Raw genomic sequence first — 18,544 nt, forward strand, 5'->3', positions numbered from 1 at the left:
GACAGCACAATGAACGGGGTGCAGATTCGCATTCGCGGTAAGGTACAGGGGGTGGGCTTTCGCCCCTTTGTCTGGCAGCTGGCGCAGCAGTCAGCCCGCTGTGGCGACGTGTGTAACGACGGTGACGGCGTACTGGTGCGTCTGCTGGGCGATGAAGCGCAATTTCTCGCTGCGCTGGCGCGCCATTGCCCGCCGCTGGCGCGCATCGACAGTGTGGAAACGCAGCCGTTTCACTGGCACACGCGGCCACAGAATTTCGCTATTCGCGAAAGCGGCGGCGGGAATATGCGTACTCAGATTGTCCCCGATGCGGCCACCTGCCCGGCGTGCCTGGCGGAGATGAATAATCCGCAGGAGCGGCGTTATCGCTACCCGTTTATTAACTGCACCCACTGCGGTCCGCGTTTCACCATCATTCGCGCGATGCCCTATGACCGGCCCTTTACCTCGATGGCCCCTTTTTCACTCTGTCCACGCTGTGAGACCGAGTATCGCCACCCCGGAGACCGACGCTTTCATGCTCAACCGGTGGCCTGTGCCGACTGCGGCCCACGTCTGGAATGGCGTACTGAAGGGGAAGTACTGTTCGGAGAGGCGGCCTTGCAGGCGGCTATTCGCCAGTTGCAAGGCGGACTGATTGTCGCAATGAAGGGCGTGGGCGGTTTTCACCTGGTGTGTGACGCCGGGAATCCGTGTGCGGTGGCGCTGCTGCGCGCACGCAAACATCGTCCGGCAAAGCCGCTGGCGGTGATGTTACCGGCGGCGGATAGTCTGCCGGAAGAGGCGCAGGCTTTACTGGGTTCACCCGCTGCGCCCATCGTATTGATAACAAAATCACAGGTCGATGGCCTGTGTCCGGATATCGCGCCAGCGCTGAATGAAGTGGGGGTGATGCTGCCATCTAATCCATTGCAGCATCTGGTTTTGCAGGCGCTGGCGCGACCTTTAGTGATGACCTCCGGCAACCTGAGCGGGCGACCTCCGGCAATAACCAATGCCGACGCGCTGCGCGATTTAGCCGGGATTGCCGATGGCTTTCTGTTACATAACCGCGAGATTGTGCAGCGAATGGACGACTCGGTAGTGCGGCAAAGCGGCGAAATGCTGCGTCGTTCGCGGGGCTATGTACCTGATGCACTGCCGCTCCCGCCGGGGTTTCACGATGTGCCCCCGCTGCTGTGCCTCGGCGCCGATATGAAAAATACCTTTTGCCTGGCACGCGGTGAGCAGGCGGTCCTGAGTCAGCACTTCGGCGATCTCGGGGATGAGGGCGTGGAGCAGCAGTGGCATGAGGCACGACAACTGATGCAGGCGGTTTATGCGTTTACCCCCAGTCTGGTGGTCAGCGATGCGCATCCGGGCTACCGTTCGGCGCAGTGGGCGGACTCGTTAGCGCTGCCGGTCGAGCTTGTTTTGCATCACCATGCGCATGCCACCGCCTGCCTGGCAGAACACGGCTGGCCGCTGGACGGGGGCGATGTTATTGCCGTGGTTCTTGACGGTATCGGTATGGGGGAAAACGGTGCGCTGTGGGGCGGCGAGTGCCTGCGGGTGAACTACCAGGAGTGTGAACGACTGGGTGGACTACCGGCGGTAGCACTGCCCGGCGGCGATCTGGCGGCTCGTCAGCCCTGGCGTAACCTGCTGGCCCACTGTCTGGCCTACGTCGACGACTGGCAAAGCGATGCGCAAACCGCGGCGCTGCGCGAGCACAACTGGCCGCTGCTGGCGCGGGCGATTGAGCGGGGAATGAATGCGCCACAGGCCTCGTCCTGCGGGCGATTGTTTGATGCCGTGGCCTGCGCGCTGGGCTGCGCGCCTGAATATCTGAGCTACGAAGGTGAGGCGGCCTGCCGGCTGGAGGCGCTGGCGAGCGCCTGCGAGGGTGTTGCGCACCCGGTGCAATTACCCTGGCGTGGCGACGAACTGGATCTGGCCACCTTCTGGCCGCAGTGGCTGGGTTGGGAAGCGAGCGGCGAGCAAAAAGCCTGGGCATTTCATGATGCGCTGGCCTGCGGGCTGGCTGAGATGGCGCGAGCCTGTGCGGCTTCGCGCGGGATAACTACGCTGGCGTTCAGCGGCGGGGTGTTGCACAACCGGCTGCTGGTCTCCCGATTGACGTTTTACCTGGCTGATTTTACTCTGCTGTTTCCGCAGCAGTTACCTGCCGGAGATGGGGCGATCGCGTTTGGTCAGGCGGTGGTAGCCGCAGCCCGCTGGCAGGCTCACAGGATATAACCATGATAGTGACGATTTTACGCCAGCAGCCACGTGCCGCTGCGCTGGTGGTGGGACTGATTCTGGCAAACCTGCTCGCCTGGGGCTGGGCGTGGCAGGCGTTTGGCGATAGCGGTGCGCTGATGGCCGCCAGCCTGCTGGCCTGGGGATACGGATTGCGTCATGCGGTCGACGCTGACCATATTGCGGCAATTGACAGCGTGACCCGCAAAATGATGCAGCAGGGGCGCCGGCCTTTTGCCGTCGGAGCCTGGTTCTCGTTAGGCCACTCGTCAATTGTGGTGCTGGCTTCGGCGGCCATTGCTGCGACCGCCACCGCTTTCGGCCAGCAGATGAGCTGGTTTCACGATACCGGTAGCGTGATTGGCACGGCGGTGTCGGCGCTGTTTTTATTGCTGATGGCGTTTATCAATCTGGTGATTTTACGCGGCGTCTGGCGCAGCTTTCGGGCATGGAAGAGAGGCGGCAAGCTGAGTGATGAGGTGGCGACCGGCGGCGGTATGATGAGCTGGCTGTTCGGTAAAACCTTCCGTCTGATTAGCCGGAGCTGGCAGATGTATCTGGTGGGCTTTCTGTTTGGTCTCGGGTTTGATACCGCCACCGAAATCGGCGTGCTGGGGATTTCTGCCGCCAGCGCCTCAAGTGGTATGTCTATCTGGTCGATTATGGTCTTTCCAGCGCTGTTTGCCAGCGGGATGGCGCTGGTGGATACCCTCGATAATGTGCTGATGGTTGGTGCCTACGGCTGGGCCTTTAGCAAGCCGCAGCGCAAGCTCTATTACAATATGACCATTACCGGCACCTCGGTGGTGGTGGCGTTGTTTATCGGTGGCCTGGAAGCGCTGGGGCTGCTAATGGACAAGTTTTCGCTCAGCGGCGGACTATGGCGGTGGGTCGGGGCCCTGAATGATAATCTCGGCGACGCTGGTTTCGTGGTTATCGGTCTGTTTATCGCCTGCTGGGTGCTGTCGGTGCTGAACTACCGCTGGCGAGGATACGATAACCTGGCGCATTAAGCCCACTGTCCCCGGAGGCGGCGCTACCGGGGATGGGAGATTCTCCTGGAGGTGGGCGGGCTACAAAACCTGAAACGCGTGTGGACTGGTAGCCCGGACAGACGCAGCGCGTCGCCTCCGGGAATAAAGCCAGGCAGGTTAACTCACCAATTGTTTAAGCAATGCAAAAGCCTCTTTCATCCGGTCCTCGCTGACCACAAAGGCGCGTAGCTGGTTGTCGGCATCCATGCCTTTCGCCAGCAGCCCCTCTTTTGCGGCAACCATATTCCACGTCAGATCGTCACGGTGCGTCTCGCCAGCCAGATGCAGCGGCAGGTCCGGAGTTTTAACCTTCACCAGCATCGGCGGCAGCGCCAGCTCGCTCCCCTGCGCCAGCAGGTTTTTAGCGAGACACATCGCGCTCAGTAAAATCGGCTGCAGGAACGGCAGAACCCGGCCATTGATTTCTGCGCAGTCGCCGAGGGCGTAAATTGCCGGATCGCTGGTTTGCAACCGACTATTGACCACCACGCCGCGATGAATCGTTATCCCGGCATGCCGCGCCAGCGCCGTTTCCGGGCGCAGGCCAGCGGCGGCGACCACGGCATCCACATCTATTGTTCGTTGCCTGTCGAACGTCACCCGAATGGCGCCATCGTACGCCTCCAGTGTCTCAAGTTGGGTTTTCAGCATCAGATGTACGCCCATGTCAGTGAGCCGATGTTGCAGCCGACTGCTGGCCTCCGGCGGCATCAGCGCCGACAGCACGCTGGCGGAGTTATCGACCACCGTCACCGCTTTTCCGGCGCGGCAGAAATCCATTGCCAGCTCGCAGCCAATCAGCCCACCACCGACGATCAGTACGCGACGAGCATCGCGCAACTGACTCTGCGCGGCGCCGTATTCTCGCTGGCTGTTCAGGGTCAGTATCAGCTCATGCCCCGGTACCGGAGGGATAAACGGCGTGGCGCCCGTCGCCAGCACCAGCTTGTCGTAGCGCCATTCACGCTCCTGGCTTTTTACCACTTTTGCCCCGGCGTCGATGTCACTGACCCAGGTATGAGGAAACAGGCGCAGGTTGTACTGTTCGGCAAATTCACCCGCCGTTTGCAGCGTCAGATCGTCGGCGCGTTGACCGCGGCTGACCACATGGCTGAGGTCTGGTTTGTTGTACTCATCCATGCTGTCGGCGGCGATCAGCGTGAGCGGGATTTGCGCATCCTGCTTGCGGATATTTTTCACCAGCTGACGGGCCGCGAAGCCCGAGCCGATGATGACGATGCCATCACTCATTTTGCCTCCGTTGCCAGTACGTCGAAGACTTCTTTGCCAAGAGAACATTCCGGGCAGAGGAAGTTATCCGGAACTGCGCTCCACGGAGTACCCGGCTGGACATCCTGGTTTGGTTCACCTTTCGCCGGATCGTAAATCCACTGGCAGACGCTGCACTGCATCGAGGGGCCGAGATCGGCTGCGGCAGCGGCTGCACATGCGCAGGCCTCCTGCTCCGGGGTGGCCTCTGCTTCGGCAACCGGCAGCGGGGAGAGGGCCCACTGACGAGCAATTTCGCGGCCGTGTTCGCGACACAATTCCAGCGCATCGAAGTCCGGGCGCCATTTGGCCTTCAGGCTCAGCGACATTTCAAAACCGGCATCCTGTAAGCGGGTGGACAAACGATCGACTGCGCCACCGCTCCAGCCGTGAGAGCCGAAGGCGCTGGCCCGCTTGTTCCGAAAGCGCAGACCGGTCATCTCTTCCACCAGGCCAGCAATTTTCGGCATCATCACGTTATTCATGGTCGAAGTGCCGACCAGCACGCCTTTGGAGCGGAACACGTTGGTCAGGATTTCATTTTTATCGCTGCGGGCCACGTTGAAGATTTTCACCGCCACGCGCGGGTCCACCTCGGTAATTCCCTGGGCGATAGCATCGGCCATCATGCGAGTATTGTTCGACATGGTGTCGTAGAAGAGCGTGATGCGGTCTTCCTGATAGTCCGCGGCCCATTTCAGATACATTTCGACGATTTGCGTCGGGTTGTCGCGCCAGACCACGCCGTGGGAGGTGGCAATCATCTCAACCGGCAGGTTAAAACCGAGGATTTCGGTAATTTTCGGCGTCACCAGACGGCTGAAGGGTGTCAGAATGTTGGCGTAGTAGCGCTGGCACTGCTCGAACAGCTCGGTCTGATCCACTTCGTCATTGAACAGGTGTTCGTCGCAGTAGTGCTGACCGAAGGCATCGTTACTGAACAGTACCGCGTCCCCGGTCATGTAGGTCATCATGCTGTCCGGCCAGTGCAGCATCGGCGTTTCCACAAAAATAAGCTGTTTGCCGTTGCCGAGATCCAGACTGTCGCCGGTTTTCACCACGTTGAAATTCCACTCCGGGTGATGGTGGTGACCGGTAATGGAGTCAATGGCGTTCGCGGTGCAGTAAATTGGGGTGTCCGGGATACTGTTCATCAGTTCGGTCAGCGCACCGGCATGGTCTTCTTCCGCATGGTTTATCACGATGTAGTCAATATCGGCGAGATCGATTTCGCTACGCAGGTTCTGCACGAACTCGCGGCTGAATTTATGATCGACGGTGTCAATCAGGACATTTTTTTCTTCGCGGATGAGATAGCTGTTATAGCTGCTGCCGCGCAGCGTTTTATATTCGGTACCGTGAAAATCACGGACTTCCCAGTCACGTTGGCCAACCCAATGAATGTTATTTTTAACCAGAATAGACATAGCAACCTCAATTAATTCAGCGTCTTCAAATAAGATGGATTGCTTATATCAAGTTACGTGCCAACTTTTTAATTTGTTGATTTGTAATGTATTTTGTGTTTTTTCATAAACTGATTGATGTCAAAATGACAACGGTTAAAATAGTCGTTATGACACTGACTACTGTCAAAAAGACAATGAGACCACGATGAGCTTTTCCGTAGAAGTCCTGGCGAAAATCGCCATTGATTTACAAAGCGATATTGGCCATGCCGATCGATTTTCGCGTTTGATAGCCACCCTGCGACAGCTGTTGGGGTGTGACGCCTCGGCGCTGCTGCGCTATGACGCGCATCAGTTTGTGCCGCTGGCGATCGACGGGCTGGCTCAGGATGTGCTGGGGCGACGCTTCGCGCTGGCAGGACATCCGCGACTGGAGGCAATCGCCCGTGCGGGTGATGTCGTGCGCTTTCCGGCAGACAGCGATTTGCCTGACCCCTATGATGGACTGATTCCCGGCCAGGAAAGCCTCAAGGTCCACGCCTGCGTGGGGCTGCCGCTGTTTGCCGGACAGACTCTGATTGGTGCGCTGACCCTCGATGGAATGGATGCCGACCGTTTCGATAGCTTCAGCGATGAGGAGCTACGCCTGATTGCGGCCCTGGTGGCGGGGGCGCTGAACAACGCGCTGCTCATTGCCCGTCTCGAAAATCAGAACGTGTTGCCGGAGACCAGTGCGAGCTATACGCCTCCCGACCGCCAGGAGATTATTGGCCTGTCGACGCCGATGCTGCAGCTGAAAAAAGAGATCGATATCGTTGCCGCATCGGATTTAAACGTCCTGATTAGCGGCGAGACCGGTACTGGCAAAGAGCTGGTGGCAAAAGCGGTCCATCAGGGCTCATCGCGGGCGGCTAACCCGCTAATCTATCTGAACTGTGCGGCGCTGCCTGAGAGCGTGGCGGAAAGCGAACTGTTCGGGCATGTGAAAGGGGCGTTTACCGGGGCCATCAGCAACCGCAGCGGCAAGTTTGAAATGGCTGATAACGGCACCTTATTTCTTGATGAAATAGGGGAGCTGTCGCTGGCGCTACAGGCCAAGCTGCTGCGCGTATTGCAGTATGGCGATATCCAGCGCGTGGGCGACGATCGTAGCCTGCGGGTTGATGTTCGGGTGCTGGCGGCGACCAATCGCGATCTGCGCCAGGAGGTGATCGAGGGGCGTTTTCGCGCCGATCTCTATCACCGCCTGAGCGTTTTTCCGCTCTCGGTGCCGGCGCTGCGTGACCGTGACGATGACGTGGTGCTGCTGGCCGGGTATTTCTGTGAACAGTGCCGTTCGCGAATGGGGCTGGCGCAGGTGGTGCTGAGCGATGCCGCGCGGGCAAGGCTACGCGGCTGGTCGTGGCCTGGCAACGTGCGCGAGCTGGAGCATGCGATTCATCGTGCGGTGGTGCTGGCGCGGGCGACGCAGGCGGGCGACGAAGTGCGGCTGGATCCGCCGCATTTTCAGTTTGCCACTGATGCGCCGGGCCTGCCTGCCGCGATGCCGGTCGCGCCGCAGCAGACGATCAACCTGCGCGCGGCGACCGAGGAATTTCAGCGGGAGGCCATTGCCCGTGCGCTAGCGGATAACCAGCGCAACTGGGCGGCTGCGGCCCGCGCGTTAGAACTCGACGTTGCCAACCTGCACCGGCTGGCAAAGCGTCTGGGGCTTAAAGGATCCCGGCCTGATAAAAGTTCTGCAGGTTAATCGCACCCACCAGAACACCGTTTTCATCGACCACCGGCGCGGCGCTGATTTTGTGCTTCATCAGGCGCTCTTTAGCTTCAACTGCACGGCTTTCCGCCTGCAGCGTGACGCCGTTGGGGGTCATCGCCTGGTTAACGGCATCGTTCAGCGTGCCGCCGCCGACCAGCCAGCGACGCAGGTCGCCGTCGGTGAAAACGCCCTGCACGCGGTTTTGTGCATCGCAGACCGCGACCAGACCCAGTCCGGTACGGCTCAGTTCCAGCATCGCGTCCATTACGCGGGTCTCAAGATTGACCCGAGGTACATCGTCGTCACGACGCATCAGATGGTGAACCTTGTTCAGCAGTCGTGCGCCGAGGGCCCCGGCAGGGTGTGAACGGGCGAAGTCTTCTTCATTGAAACCGCGGGCCTGCATCACCGCCATTGCCAGTGCGTCGCCGAGCATCAGAGTATTTACGGTGCTGGAGGTTGGCGCCAGATGCATCGGGCAGGCCTCGCGTTCGACGGCAATATCCAGTACCGCTTTTGCTGCCAGCGCCAGCGGCGATCGAGATTTTCCGGTCATCGCCAGCAGGGGGATGCTTTTTTCTTCCAGGCGCGGGACGATAAGGTCCAGCTCTTTGGCGCCGCCGGAGTAGGAGATAAACAGCATGACGTCACGGCTATCGAGCATCCCGAGGTCGCCGTGCAGCGCCTCCGCCGGATGGACGAAAAAAGCCGGGGTGCCGGTACTGGCGAAAGTGGCCGCCAGCTTTTTGCCAATATGGCCTGATTTACCGATACCGGAGACCACCAGTTTCCCTTCGCAGTGGATGATGGTTTCCGCTGCGCGAATGAAGTCGTCGCCCAGGCGTTCAGGCAGGCGGCTGGCCTCCTGTAGCTCCAGTAACAGGGTCTGGCGTCCGGCTTCTAACAGAAAGTTACTCATGTTCTTCTCCAGTAATAATCACTTCGATGCCTTTCTCTTCCAGCGCCCGCTGGAATGTGGGGTCGATACCGGCATCGGTAATCAGCTTATCTACGCGCTCCAGGCCGCAGACGATATTCGGGCTCTTACGGCCAAATTTCGATGAGTCGGCCATCAGGATCACTTCTCTGGCGGCATTGCACATCGCTTTACTGACGGTATAGACCTCATTGAAAGTGGTGACGCCGGCGTTCAGGTCGATGCCGTCGGTACCCATAAACAGTTTATCGAAGCTGAACTGCTCGAAAGCGTTTTCCGCCAGCTGTCCGTGAAAGGAGGCCGATTTTTTCCGGAAAGTCCCGCCGGGCATCAGGATCGTTTGTTCATTATCCAGCTCGGAAAGGGCGTTGACGATATGCAGGCTGTTGGTCATCACCGTGATGTTGTTGAAGCGGCTGAGCAGCGGCACCATTTGCAGCACCGTGCTGCCGGCATCAAGGATGATGGAGTCGCCATCGTGGATGTAGTGTACTGCCGTGTCGGCGATCAGCGCTTTTTTATGGGTGTTAATGAGCGTCTTATGATCGATAGGGGGATCGGGCTCATCTTTGTTGAGTACGACGCCGCCGTAGGTGCGAATAACGGTGCCGGCATTTTCGAGGATCACGAGGTCTTTACGAATCGTCGTGCCGGTGGTCTCGAAATGTTGCGCCAGCTCTTCAACCGAGCATTTGCCCTGCGCTTGCAGGTGCTCAACAATGGCTGCCTGGCGCTGACGTGGTTTCATAGCGGTAGTATCCTATCCTGCGTTAAGTTTCGAAGTGATAATTTCGCAAGATATTTACTTTTACAACGAAATTATACATGTTTCGGTTTAAGCGCTAATGATAGTGCATTCTGACAGAGCGGATCCTGGGGAAAGATCATATCTGGCTGCAATTCCTCGCGATATTGCCCGTTTATTCCGGGGATTTTTTGCGGGCGGGCGAAGACGGTCAGCCCTTTCATTAGCAGCGTATCGCTGACGCGATCGTTGTCATCAAAAGCGATGGCGACCACCGCCCGAGGTTTGAAGCGGCCCGATGAACGCCCGACGCCGACGCGTCCATGCTGGCAGAGCCTATCAAAAGCGCGATTGAACTGGCGAATCTGCCAGCCGCCAAGCGCCAGCTGTGCCAGCCAGGCGATAGCGGCGACGGCGATCAGTGCACTTACCATAAAAGTCTCCATAAGGTAGGTTGTTGGTTGCGGAAATTCTCCCGGAAGCGGTGCTACGCAGCTGTCCGGGCTACCAGCCGGCAAGCCGCACGGGCCTGTTGTTTGTAGCCCGGTCAGCGAAGCCCCACCGGGGAGCCTCCGCTATCCGGGCCGGTACTTCCGGATTTAAAACATTACCTGACCGCCGGTTACGTTAATCGACTGCCCGGTGCAGTAGGACGCCTGCGGGCTGGCATAAAACATCAGCACGTTCAGGACGTCCTGGTAGTCGCAGCCACGTTTCAGCGGCACCTTGTCGATGTAGTACTGCTCGACGTCGTCCTCGGCAATGCCCAGCTTACTGGCATACTGCGGCAGCAGTGACTGGAACATCGGCGATTTCAGCAGGTTACCCAGCATCAATGCGTGAACGGTAATCCCGTACTCCGCCAGATCCAACGCCAGAGACTGGGTCAGTCCGACGCCGCCAAACTTCGCTGCGCTGTAGCCGGAATTGTGCTTGCTGCCTACTTTGCCAGATTTTGAATTGATCTGAATAATGCGTCCCTTAATACCATCGCGAATCATCAGCCGTGAGAATTCGCGTGCGCAGAGGAAATAGCCCACCAGATTCACCTGCAGCGAGCGATCAAAATCACCGAGCGCGAAATCGCTGATAAAGGCCGCTTTGGCGATCCCGGCGCTGTACACCAGCAAATCCACGCGAGCGAAAATGTCGTCCACGCCGCGGGCGAGGGCCATCACGCTGGCCTCGCTGGTGGCATCGGCGCCAAAGCCGTATGCCATCCCCTCTCCATATTCGTCGTTGATAGCCTGGGCGACGCGCGTGGCTTTATCGCTTTGGATATCCACAACGGCAACACGGTATCCCTGGGCCGCAAGGCCCCGGCTCAGAAACTCACCTAAGGTTTGTCCACCACCGATGACAACAGCAACCTGATTCATAATATTCTCCTGACAACTTATGCAACAAATTTCAAAATGCAGCCGGGGGCGATTGCTTCCGGCACGGGGCCTGCCACGTGGACTGTCCCCGGAAATTCCGCTTCGCGATGGCCATCAAAGCGCAGCGTGATATGGCCCAGCTCGCGTAGATTCTGTTCGGCAACATCGCCAACGGCGGTGACCGGATAGCGTTGTTCGCCAAGCTGAAGTTCAGCGCCCGGGGCCAGCGCGCCGAAAAACTCGCCGTGGTTGTGAATAAAGCAATACTCTTCGATATCCGCCGGTGCGCCTTCGCGAAAGGTAATCAGCATCTGTTCTTCAAGCGCTATCGTCGCGCTGGCGCCGATGCGCGTAATTGTGGTCTGGTAAATCACGGTCATCTTCAGGAACCTCTTATTGGTAAATAAATCCGGAAACAAACCAGGCGATTAACACCGTCGGCGCACCGGTCAGAAAACGCCCCACCAGCACCGAAGGAACGCCGACCCGCACCGTGTCCTGACGGGCTTCGGCAAGCGACAGCCCAACCGGAATAAAATCGCAGGCGGCCTGGGCGTTAATGGCGAACAGCGCAGGAAGCGCAAGGTGTGGAGGAATATTGCCGAGGCCAATCTGCACGCCAATCAGTACGCCAATGACCTGAGCGATGACCGCACCAGGGCCGAGAAACGGCGACAGCAGCGGGAAGGAGCAGATCAGCGCCAGCGTCACCAGCCCAAGAGGATGGCTGGCGAGCGGAGCCAGTCCGTGGGCAATCCAGTCGCCGATACCAGAGGCCATGATGATGCCGATCAGCGCCGAGACGAACGCCATAAACGGCAGAATCGTTTTCAGCACCGTGTCGATAGTGTCGCGTCCGGACTGGAACAGTACCGCGACCACGGACCCCATTCCCATGCCGACCTTCGCCAGCAGGCCATCGCTTTGTTCGGTAATTTTTTTGCTGGTGTCGTAATCCCGCACGGCGGGTTGGCCCGGCTTCACGTCCGGCGCCGCCGAACTGCCGTCTGTCAGGGCACGAATGTTCTCCTCTTTCACGCCGGAGACGTATATGTCTTCGACGATATACTGCGCCAGCGGGCCTGATTTGCCGGTGGCGTGGATATTGACGGTCGGGATGCGACGTTTCGGGTACAGGCCGCAGCGCAAGGTGCCGCCGCAGTCGATAATCGCGACGCCAATCTCCTCTTCCGGCGGCTCGCCCTCTTTGAATCCGTCGACGGCCTGCCAGCCGGTCAGGCTTGCGATCTTGTCGACGATAGCCGGGCGGGTTCCGGCGGTAATGTAGACGATCTTTTTGCCGGCAACGGCGTCCAGCTCAAGCGGGCCGCCCCAGCCGCTGGCGCCTTTTTCAATGCGAATTCGGGTCATGATGTGGCTCCGGAGAGATGGACTTTTTGATCAAGCTGAATGCCCATTTTTTTCTCAAAAATCGCGGTGGTCAGGTCGGTGACCCAGCCGCGAAAGAAGTTGGTGACCAGGCCGACCAGCAGATAGCTCACCGCCAGTGGACCGAGCGGTAGGCCGAGGGTGGTCAGGCCGCTGGCAATCCCGAGATAAACAAACAGTTCGCCGGGGTTGATATGGGGAAACAGGCCATTCATGGAGTGGCAGCTGTAAGAGGCTGCCGCGTAGTAGCTGGGTTTGTACTTCTCGGGCATAAAACGTCCGAGGCTCAGGGTCATCGGGTTACAGAATACAAACGTGCCGATGCAGGGCAGCAGCAGATAGCGTGAGATCGGATTGCCGGCGCAGCGTTGCGCCAGCTTTTCGATCCGCCGCTGACCGATAAAGTTGATCAGTGCGTTCATGATAACCAGCAGACTGATCAGAAGCGGCAGGATCCCGGTGACCATACCGGTAAACACCTCGCCTCCCTTCTGAAACAAGCCGATAAACCATTCGGCGCCGTGGGTAATGACATCAATCATTGTTCTCTCCTTCAGAGTGTTATTTTTCTTGCTAACTGGCGTCTTATTTTAATCACTTTGAAAGATTTGAAAGTGTTAAATTGATCGCAAAATGAAAGATAAATATTTTATTTTGAAAGTTAATGGCAAGAGGGAGCCATTTTTGCGGGAGCAAAGAGGAGGTCAAACGACGGATTATGAACCTGACAGGGGAGCGCTGGCGGGACTATTTTGTCCTCAAATACATTGCCACTTCCTTGTTTACGGGCGCATGCTTTACCATAATTATCCTTTGCCAAATTTGTTAAATGGATGTCCCATGTTGAAGCGTCGCTATCTGGCTTTACTTCCCCTGTGTGTTCTCCTCGCTGCCTGTAGCAGCAAACCTAAAACCACCGCAGAAACTCAGACGTCGGGAGGCGGCGGTTTTTTGCTGGAGCCGCAGCATAATGTGATGGCGATGGGGGGCGATTTCGCTAACAACCCGGCGGCGGAGCAGTTCATCGACAAAATGGTGAGCAAGCATGGCTTCGACAGACAGCAGCTGCATGAGATCCTCTCCCAGGCAAAACGTCTGGATTACGTCCTGCGCCTGATGGACCGCCAGGCGCCGAGCGGACTGCCGCCGTCAGGGCCGAACGGTGCCTGGCTGCGTTACAAAAAACAGTTTATTACGCCGGATAACGTGCAGAACGGCGTTGTGTTCTGGAACCAGCATCAGGAAGCGCTGAACCGCGCCTGGCAGGTGTACGGCGTACCGCCGGAAATCATTGTCGGGATTATTGGCGTGGAAACCCGCTGGGGTCGCGTAATGGGCAAAACCCGCATCCTTGACGCGCTGGCGACGCTGTCGTTTAGCTACCCTCGTCGCGCCGAGTATTTCTCCGGTGAGCTCGAAACCTTCCTGCTGATGGCGCGCAGCGAGCAAGATGATCCCTTGAACCTGAAAGGCTCCTTTGCCGGAGCAATGGGGTACGGCCAGTTTATGCCGTCTTCTTATAAACAGTATGCGGTTGACTTCAACGGTGACGGGCACATCAACCTCTGGGACCCGGAAGACGCAATCGGCAGCGTGGCAAACTACTTCAAACAGCACGGTTGGGTGAGCGGCGATCAGGTTGCCGTGCAGGCGCTGGGCCAGGCACCGGGCCTGGAGAATGGCTTTAAAACTAACTACAGCATTTCTCAGCTTACGGCGGCAGGTCTGACGCCGATGCAGCCGCTGGGCAATCACCAGCAGGCCAGCCTGCTGCGTCTGGATATTGGTACCGGCTATCAGTACTGGTACGGTCTGCCAAACTTCTACACCATTACCCGTTACAACCACAGCACCCACTATGCAATGGCCGTCTGGCAGCTGGGTCTGGCCGTTTCTCAGGCCCGCGGACAGTAATCCTTCCCCGATACTCCCCTCCAGGCGAGGGGAGTTCTGTTACATTTTGCAGCATTTCCCGCCGTTGACGCTGATTTACATTTTTCCGTCGATCTAATATTGTTACGTTATAACATATTAAATGGATGCGACGGTGACTTCTCTTTTTATGACATCTGCAGCGGGACGCGTAGGGATTGCCTGCGCACTGCTGGCGCTACTGTGGCTGGCGACCTGGTGGGCGGTAACCCTGCCATGATTGAACTGGATCACCTGGTCGCAGGGTATGAAGAGTTGGCGATTACGCCAGCGCTGAGCGGCGTGATGGCGGCAGGCAGCATGACGGCTATTGTCGGGCTGAACGGGTGCGGTAAATCAACGCTGTTGAAAACGCTGGCCGGCTTTATTCCGCCGGTGAGCGGCAGGCTACGCTGGACGACATCGCGCCCGGTGATTGGCTGGCTGGCTCAGCGCCATGCTCTCGAATCGCAGTTTCCGCTTACGGTGCAGGATGTGGTGAGCCAGGGGGCCTGGCCGCACGTCTCTTTACTGTGTGGAATACGTGGGGAATTCCGTCGGCGTATCGGCGCTGCGCTGGAGCGCGTAGGGCTGTCATCGATGGCAAAAACGCCAATTGAAGCGCTCTCCGGCGGGCAGTTCCAGCGCATGCTGTTCGCCAGAGTTATCGTGCAACAGGCGCCGCTGGTGATGCTGGATGAACCCTTTACCGGGATCGATGAATCAACCAGCCGTGAGCTGATGGGGATGATCCTCGAAATGCATCAACAGGGACAGACGATACTGGCGGTCCTGCATGACAACCAGCGTGTCGCCGAATATTTCCCGGAAACGCTGCTACTGGAACCGCAGCGCGCACGCTGGGGAAATACGGGCGATGTATTGCCCGCCTTCAACTCTGCGAGGCTGGCATGATCTGGCACACCTTCTTCCAGCCGTTTATCGAATTCGGTTTTATGCGCCGGGCGCTGGTGGTGTGCCTCGCGCTCTCCCTCAGCACCACCGTACTTGGTGTTTTCTTGCTGCTGCGACGGATGAGTCTGATGGGCGACGCGCTATCGCACGCGATTTTGCCCGGCGTCGCAGTGGGCTATCTGGTGAGTGGCATGTCGCTGCTGGCGATGACTATCGGTGGCTTTATCGCCGGTATCGCCGTGGCGCTGGTGGCGGGGTGGGTCAGTCGGCGCACGCCGTTGAAAGAAGACGCCAGTTTTGCCGGGTTTTACCTGGGGTCGCTGGCGCTGGGGGTGACGCTGGTGTCTCTTCGCGGCTCCAGCGTTGATCTGCTGCATTTACTGTTTGGTTCGATTCTCGCGGTGGATAACGATGCCGCACTGTTTGTCTCCGGGGTCGCCAGCCTGACGCTACTGAGCATTGCGCTGCTTTATCGTGGGCTGGTAAGCGAAGCCTTTGATAGCGCCTGGCTACAGGTGAACCGGCCGCGCCTGCCGGCGCTGCTGCACGGTATGTTTCTGGCGCTGCTGGTGCTTAACCTGGTGGCCGGATTCCAGGTGCTGGGGACGTTAATGGCGGTCGGCGTGATGATGCTACCGGCGGTTGCGGCCTGCTGTTGGACGCGAACCCTGCCCGGTTCTCTGCTACTGGCGGCGCTGATTGGCAGTTTTTGTGCCTGGATGGGGTTGAGCCTGTCGTGGGCGGCGAATTTACCGGCCGGGCCGTCCATCGTCCTGACCGCCAGCGGGGTCTTTTTTATTTCAGTCTTTTTTGGCACGCGCAGCCGACTGGTCGTCAGCTGGCGTAAATTAATGGGGTAAGGAAAATGATGAAACGTACCGGAGTCATTCTGGCGCTGACGCTAGGTCTCGCGACACAGGGCGCGATAGCAAAGACGCTCAACGTCGTGAGTAGTTTTTCTGTGCTGGGCGATATGGTGCAGCAGGTTGGCGGTGAGCACGTGCACGTTGATACGCTGGTGGGGCCGGACGGAGATCCGCATACCTTTGAACCTTCACCGCAGGATAGCGCCTTGCTCAGCAAAGCGGATGTGGTCGTGGTCAATGGCCTGGGTCTGGAAGGCTGGGTTGACCGATTAATCAAAGCCTCGGGGTTTAAAGGTGAGCTGGTGGTAGCGTCTGCCGGTGTGAAAACGCACACGCTCAATGAAGATGGCAAAACGGTCACCGACCCTCATGCGTGGAACAGCGCCGCTAACGGCGCGCTGTATGCGCAAAATATCCTCAACGGCCTGATTAAAGCCGATCCGCAGGATAAAGCCGCGCTGGAGGCCTCCGGGCAGCGCTATATTGGCCAGCTTACGGAGATCGACGGTTGGGCCAAAAGCCAGTTTACGGCGATTCCGTTGGCTAAACGCAAAGTGCTGACCAGTCATGATGCGTTTGGCTATTTTGGCCGCGCCTATGGCGTGACTTTCCTTGCCCCGCAGGGACTGTCGTCAGAAAGCGAAGCCAGTGCGGCACAGGTGGCGGCGCTGATAACACAAATTAAGGCTGACGGCGTTCATACCTGGTTTATGGAAAATCAGCTCGACCCACGCCTGGTAAAACAAATTGCGGCCGCCACGGGGGCGCAGCCGGGCGGAGAGCTCTATCCGGAAGCGCTCTCGAAACCGGGCGGCGTGGCGGATAGCTACGTGAAAATGCTGCGTCATAATGTCGAACTTATTGCCGCCAGTATGAAGTAAAACGCTCGTTTACGGTCCCGGCGCCGCCGGGGCCGCTCATTTTCGGAAGCCCCCTCGTAAATTCATGACCTCATCCCCATATCTGTGCTGAAAGTGCTATCTTTGATGGCCTCTTTATCAGGCTTAAACGGGGCGATAATGACAGATTCTGAATTAATGCAGCTGAGCGAGCAGGTCGGGCAGGCATTGAAAGCCCGCAGAGCGACGGTCACGACGGCGGAGTCCTGTACGGGCGGTTGGGTAGCGAAAGTACTCACCGACATCGCCGGCAGTTCGGCGTGGTTTGAACGGGGTTTCGTCACCTACAGCAACGAGGCCAAATCGCAGATGATTGGCGTCAGCGAAGTCACGCTCCTTGAGCACGGCGCGGTGAGTGAGCCGGTGGTGATTGAGATGGCGGTTGGCGCGCTGCGCGCTGCGCGTGGCACCTATGCTATCTCGGTGAGCGGTATCGCCGGGCCGGACGGCGGCAGTGCGGAAAAGCCTGTCGGAACGGTGTGGTTTGGCGTGGCCTGTGCGAACGGGCAGGGCGTTACCCGGCGTGAATGCTTTGCCGGAGACAGGGAGGCAGTGCGTCGTCAGGCAACGGCTTATGCGCTAAATCTCCTCTGGCAACAATTTCTACAAAACACTTGATACTGTATGACCATACAGTATAATTGCCTCAACAGAACAGAATTCACCACCCGGTTTCACCCGGCATGACAGGAGTAAAAATGGCTATCGACGAAAACAAACAGAAAGCGTTGGCGGCAGCACTGGGCCAGATTGAAAAACAGTTCGGCAAAGGCTCCATCATGCGCCTGGGTGAAGACCGTTCCATGGATGTGGAAACTATCTCCACTGGTTCGCTTTCACTGGATATCGCTCTGGGCGCTGGCGGTCTGCCGATGGGCCGTATCGTCGAAATTTACGGGCCTGAATCGTCCGGTAAAACGACGTTGACTCTGCAGGTTATCGCCGCCGCGCAGCGCGAAGGCAAAACCTGTGCATTCATCGATGCAGAACACGCGCTGGACCCTGTTTATGCTCGTAAACTGGGCGTCGACATCGACAATCTGCTGTGCTCTCAGCCGGATACCGGTGAACAGGCTCTGGAAATCTGTGATGCGCTGGCGCGCTCTGGCGCAGTCGACGTTATCGTTGTCGACTCCGTAGCGGCGCTGACGCCGAAAGCGGAAATCGAAGGCGAGATCGGTGACTCTCACATGGGCCTTGCGGCACGTATGATGAGCCAGGCGATGCGTAAGCTGGCTGGTAACCTGAAACAGTCCAATACGCTGCTGATCTTCATCAACCAGATTCGTATGAAAATTGGCGTGATGTTCGGTAACCCAGAAACCACAACCGGTGGTAACGCACTGAAATTCTACGCCTCCGTGCGCCTGGATATCCGTCGTATTGGTGCGGTAAAAGATGGCGACAACATTGTCGGCAGCGAAACCCGCGTAAAAGTAGTGAAAAACAAAATTGCTGCACCGTTTAAACAGGCTGAGTTCCAGATTCTTTACGGTGAAGGTATCAACTTCTTCGGCGAGCTGGTTGACCTGGGCGTGAAAGAGAAGCTGATCGAGAAAGCGGGCGCCTGGTACAGCTACAACGGCGATAAAATTGGTCAGGGTAAAGCGAATGCTATCTCCTGGCTGAAAGATAACCCGGCTGCGGCAAAAGAGATTGAGAAAAAGGTTCGTGAACTGCTGCTGAATAACCAGGATTCCACTCCGGACTTCGCGGTTGACGGTAACGGTGCGGGTGCAGAAGAAACCCAGGAAGATTTCTGATAATCTCATCAAGAGATGACTAAGGGCT

18 protein-coding genes are annotated in these 18,544 nt (G+C 58.0%); 9 read left to right on the top strand and 9 right to left on the bottom strand.

From position 1 onward, the window contains the following. The first annotated feature begins 9 nt into the window (after positions 1-9). A complete protein-coding gene (gene hypF / locus ACMYSK_RS24965) occupies positions 10-2,238 on the top strand; it encodes a carbamoyltransferase HypF (RefSeq protein WP_434639134.1) in 2,229 nt (742 codons plus the stop codon). A 2-nt stretch (positions 2,239-2,240) separates the two neighbouring features. Beyond that, on the top strand, positions 2,241-3,254 hold the full coding sequence (locus ACMYSK_RS24970; protein ID WP_434639135.1) for a HoxN/HupN/NixA family nickel/cobalt transporter: 1,014 nt from the start codon (positions 2,241-2,243) through the stop codon (positions 3,252-3,254). Between the two features lie 138 nt (positions 3,255-3,392). Here the strand turns inward: ACMYSK_RS24970 and norW are convergent, their stop codons facing one another. Together norW and norV are read right to left on the bottom strand one after the other, a co-directional pair. Further along, positions 3,393-4,526 carry an NADH:flavorubredoxin reductase NorW gene (gene norW / locus ACMYSK_RS24975; protein WP_434639136.1) on the bottom strand — a complete coding sequence of 378 codons (1,134 nt, stop codon included), beginning with the start codon at positions 4,524-4,526 and terminating at the stop codon, positions 3,393-3,395. Then, the gene (gene norV / locus ACMYSK_RS24980; RefSeq protein WP_434639137.1) at positions 4,523-5,971 is read right to left on the bottom strand and encodes an anaerobic nitric oxide reductase flavorubredoxin; all 1,449 of its coding nucleotides are present in this window, start codon (positions 5,969-5,971) and stop codon (positions 4,523-4,525) included. The genes norW and norV overlap by 4 nt, the downstream gene beginning before the upstream one ends. A 187-nt stretch (positions 5,972-6,158) precedes the next feature. Here norV and norR point away from each other — a divergent pair, with 187 nt between their 5' ends. Next, positions 6,159-7,703: a nitric oxide reductase transcriptional regulator NorR gene (norR, locus tag ACMYSK_RS24985; protein ID WP_434639138.1), complete on the top strand. Its 1,545-nt coding sequence runs from the start codon at positions 6,159-6,161 to the stop codon at positions 7,701-7,703. Here the strand turns inward: norR and gutQ are convergent. The 7 genes from gutQ to srlA form a co-directional block, all read right to left on the bottom strand. Continuing rightward, the gene (gene gutQ, locus ACMYSK_RS24990; RefSeq protein ID WP_434639139.1) at positions 7,666-8,631 is read right to left on the bottom strand and encodes an arabinose-5-phosphate isomerase GutQ; all 966 of its coding nucleotides are present in this window, start codon (positions 8,629-8,631) and stop codon (positions 7,666-7,668) included. The two genes, norR and gutQ, sit on opposite strands and share 38 nt — an antisense overlap. Continuing rightward, a complete protein-coding gene (srlR, locus tag ACMYSK_RS24995) occupies positions 8,624-9,397 on the bottom strand; it encodes a glucitol operon DNA-binding transcriptional repressor SrlR (RefSeq protein ID WP_434639140.1) in 774 nt (257 codons plus the stop codon). The genes gutQ and srlR overlap by 8 nt, the downstream gene beginning before the upstream one ends. Positions 9,398-9,468: 71 nt before the next feature. Beyond that, positions 9,469-9,828, bottom strand: a complete 360-nt coding sequence (gene gutM, locus ACMYSK_RS25000; protein ID WP_434639141.1) for a transcriptional regulator GutM — start codon at positions 9,826-9,828, stop codon at positions 9,469-9,471. 165 nt (positions 9,829-9,993) lie between these two features. After that, positions 9,994-10,773 (bottom strand): sorbitol-6-phosphate dehydrogenase, encoded by a 780-nt coding sequence (gene srlD, locus ACMYSK_RS25005; protein ID WP_434639142.1) that lies wholly within the window; start codon positions 10,771-10,773, stop codon positions 9,994-9,996. A 17-nt stretch (positions 10,774-10,790) separates the two neighbouring features. Then, positions 10,791-11,153 (bottom strand): PTS glucitol/sorbitol transporter subunit IIA, encoded by a 363-nt coding sequence (gene srlB / locus ACMYSK_RS25010; RefSeq protein WP_434639143.1) that lies wholly within the window; start codon positions 11,151-11,153, stop codon positions 10,791-10,793. A 13-nt stretch (positions 11,154-11,166) separates the two neighbouring features. Then, the gene (srlE, locus tag ACMYSK_RS25015) at positions 11,167-12,144 is read right to left on the bottom strand and encodes a PTS glucitol/sorbitol transporter subunit IIB (RefSeq protein ID WP_434639144.1); all 978 of its coding nucleotides are present in this window, start codon (positions 12,142-12,144) and stop codon (positions 11,167-11,169) included. Beyond that, a complete protein-coding gene (srlA, locus tag ACMYSK_RS25020; RefSeq protein WP_434639145.1) occupies positions 12,141-12,704 on the bottom strand; it encodes a PTS glucitol/sorbitol transporter subunit IIC in 564 nt (187 codons plus the stop codon). Before srlA ends, srlE begins: the two co-directional genes overlap by 4 nt. Positions 12,705-13,002: 298 nt before the next feature. Here srlA and mltB point away from each other — a divergent pair, with 298 nt between their 5' ends. The 6 genes from mltB to recA all read left to right on the top strand — a co-directional run bounded on the left by mltB (position 13,003) and on the right by recA (position 18,516). Further along, complete coding sequence (mltB, locus tag ACMYSK_RS25025) at positions 13,003-14,076, top strand: lytic murein transglycosylase B (RefSeq protein ID WP_434639146.1); 1,074 nt, start codon at positions 13,003-13,005, stop codon at positions 14,074-14,076. A gap of 201 nt (positions 14,077-14,277) precedes the next feature. Beyond that, the gene (locus ACMYSK_RS25030) at positions 14,278-14,988 is read left to right on the top strand and encodes a metal ABC transporter ATP-binding protein (RefSeq protein WP_434639147.1); all 711 of its coding nucleotides are present in this window, start codon (positions 14,278-14,280) and stop codon (positions 14,986-14,988) included. After that, positions 14,985-15,848, top strand: coding sequence for a metal ABC transporter permease (locus ACMYSK_RS25035; protein ID WP_434639148.1), 864 nt, complete (start codon positions 14,985-14,987; stop codon positions 15,846-15,848). Before ACMYSK_RS25030 ends, ACMYSK_RS25035 begins: the two co-directional genes overlap by 4 nt. Before the next feature lie 8 nt (positions 15,849-15,856). Next, positions 15,857-16,735, top strand: coding sequence for a metal ABC transporter substrate-binding protein (locus ACMYSK_RS25040; RefSeq protein WP_434644353.1), 879 nt, complete (start codon positions 15,857-15,859; stop codon positions 16,733-16,735). Between the two features lie 138 nt (positions 16,736-16,873). After that, positions 16,874-17,371, top strand: coding sequence for a nicotinamide-nucleotide amidase (pncC, locus tag ACMYSK_RS25045; protein ID WP_434639149.1), 498 nt, complete (start codon positions 16,874-16,876; stop codon positions 17,369-17,371). Between the two features lie 80 nt (positions 17,372-17,451). Next, positions 17,452-18,516, top strand: a complete 1,065-nt coding sequence (gene recA, locus ACMYSK_RS25050; protein WP_434639150.1) for a recombinase RecA — start codon at positions 17,452-17,454, stop codon at positions 18,514-18,516. The last annotated feature ends 28 nt before the right edge of the window (positions 18,517-18,544 follow it).

It is taken from the genome of Klebsiella sp. I138 (assembly GCF_051131765.1).
Lineage (GTDB): Bacteria > Pseudomonadota > Gammaproteobacteria > Enterobacterales > Enterobacteriaceae > Klebsiella.